Raw genomic sequence first — 1,719 nt, 5'->3', positions numbered from 1 at the left:
CCGCTTCCCAATCGATCGGGTCAGTGAGCGGGAGGCTGCATGATTCCGCGTCACGATGCATCCTACCTCGCACACCGCCTCGGCGAATATGCCGAGGCGGTGTGCCGCCACTACCTCTCCAATGGCCGTCGCCAGGGCAACTATTGGACCGTCGGCGACGTCCGCAATGCGCCGGGTCGCTCGATGTTCGTGCGTCTGCAGCCATCCCCGAAGGGACCGCCAGGCAAATGGACCGACGCCGCTACCGGCGAGCATGGCGACCTGCTCGATGTCATCCGCCAATCCCTCGGACTGGTCGATTTCAAGGAGGTAGCCGACGAGGCACGCGCCTTCCTCGCCATGCCGGATGTAGAGTCCGATCCACGGCCGACGACGAAGCCACCTCCGGCTCGCGCCGGTTCTGGGGAAGCAGCCCGACGTCTTGTCGCCATGTCGAAGCCCATCATCGGCACCGTCGTGGAAACGTATTTGCGTGGACGTGGCATCACGACTTTGCACGGAACCACAGCCTTGCAGTTCCATCCACACTGCTACTACCGGCCCGACGATCATGGACCGACCGAGACCTGGCCGGCGATGATTGCCGCCGTTACCGATCTGGACGGGCTTCTGACCGGCGCGCACCGCACTTGGCTCACACCGGACGGCGCCGGCAAGGCACCCATCGACACGCCGCGTAGGGCAATGGGTGACCTTCTCGGTCACGCCGTCCGCTTCGGCGTACCCGGCAGCGTCGTGGCGGCAGGCGAAGGCATCGAGACGACGCTATCGCTCAGATGCGCCTTGCCCGACATGGCGATGGCTGCGGCACTCTCGGCCGCCCATCTTGCTGCCATCCTGTTCCCTCCGAACCTGCGGCGGCTCTATGTCATCCGCGACAACGATCCGGCCGGTGACGGTGCCCGAGACAGTCTGCTCGAGCGCGCTACAGACGCCGGAATCGAGGCAATCGTGCTGTCGCCGAAGACGGAGGACTTCAATGAAGATCTCCGCCATTTCGGACTTGCCACCTTCCGCGCCTCGATTGCGGACCAGCTCATGCGCAGGGATCGCATCCGCTATCTGACATGGGCGGCGTGAGCCGGGAAGGGAAGCGCGCGGCGCACGGTGTGGCCGCATCGCATGGATGGGAGCCCGCCGGTAGGGAACCGCGACCCGGCCTTCGAGAGGGCGATCGGCCCACAATCGGGCCGGCCAGGCAATGGCGGCGGCCGACTATTTTCCGGCGGCGCGCGACTGCTCGCGAATGGCAGCGATTGGTCGCGACGCCTTTCCATCGCGAGGCAAAATAGCCTTCCTCCGCCATCCTCCGCTACGCTCCGGCCCTCCGCTACGCTGCGGGTGTCGAACCGTCCCGCCCGTGGGCTCTCGTCGCCATGAAGGCCGCGAGGGTCGCGGTCAAACCGACGGGAGCATCCCCATGAGCGAGCACGACGACACCGAACCGCACCACGCCGCTTCTCCGACCGATCACATCCTCACCGAACTCCAGCTCTATGGCTGGCGCCCATTTGCCGACGAGCCCGATCCGCGACCGCTCCCCGGTGGCGACCACGCGGCCGGAGCCGTGGCCGACATCTTTGACGCCCTCATCGCCACCCTGAGCGACACGCGCCTCGAACCCGACCTCGATGACCTGCTCTGGTCCGTCACCAATGTCTTCCACCGAGCTGTACAACGGATCGAGCGGCAACTGGACGACAACGAGCAGGCCCAGCG

Annotated in this window: 1 protein-coding gene and 1 pseudogene; both read left to right on the top strand. The window is 66.1% G+C overall.

Annotated elements, in window-relative coordinates; genetic code table 11:
* Window positions 1-39 precede the first annotated feature (39 nt).
* The gene (locus tag NR193_RS33235; protein ID WP_256754877.1) at window positions 40-1,080 is read left to right on the top strand and encodes a toprim domain-containing protein; all 1,041 of its coding nucleotides are present in this window, start codon (window positions 40-42) and stop codon (window positions 1,078-1,080) included.
* A gap of 340 nt (window positions 1,081-1,420) precedes the next feature.
* A pseudogene (locus NR193_RS33230) lies at window positions 1,421-1,719 on the top strand (hypothetical protein); the annotation flags it as partial.

This window comes from Mesorhizobium sp. Mes31 (assembly GCF_024519675.1).
Classification (GTDB): Bacteria; Pseudomonadota; Alphaproteobacteria; order Rhizobiales; family Rhizobiaceae; genus Mesorhizobium.
Note: the sequence above shows the minus strand (reverse complement) of the source record. Positions and strands in the feature narration are given on the sequence as shown.

Coding starts and splice junctions, on each gene's coding strand:
- NR193_RS33235 (WP_256754877.1), top strand. CDS start 40: ATGATTCCGCGTCACGATGCATCCTACCTCGCACACCGCCTCGGCGAA.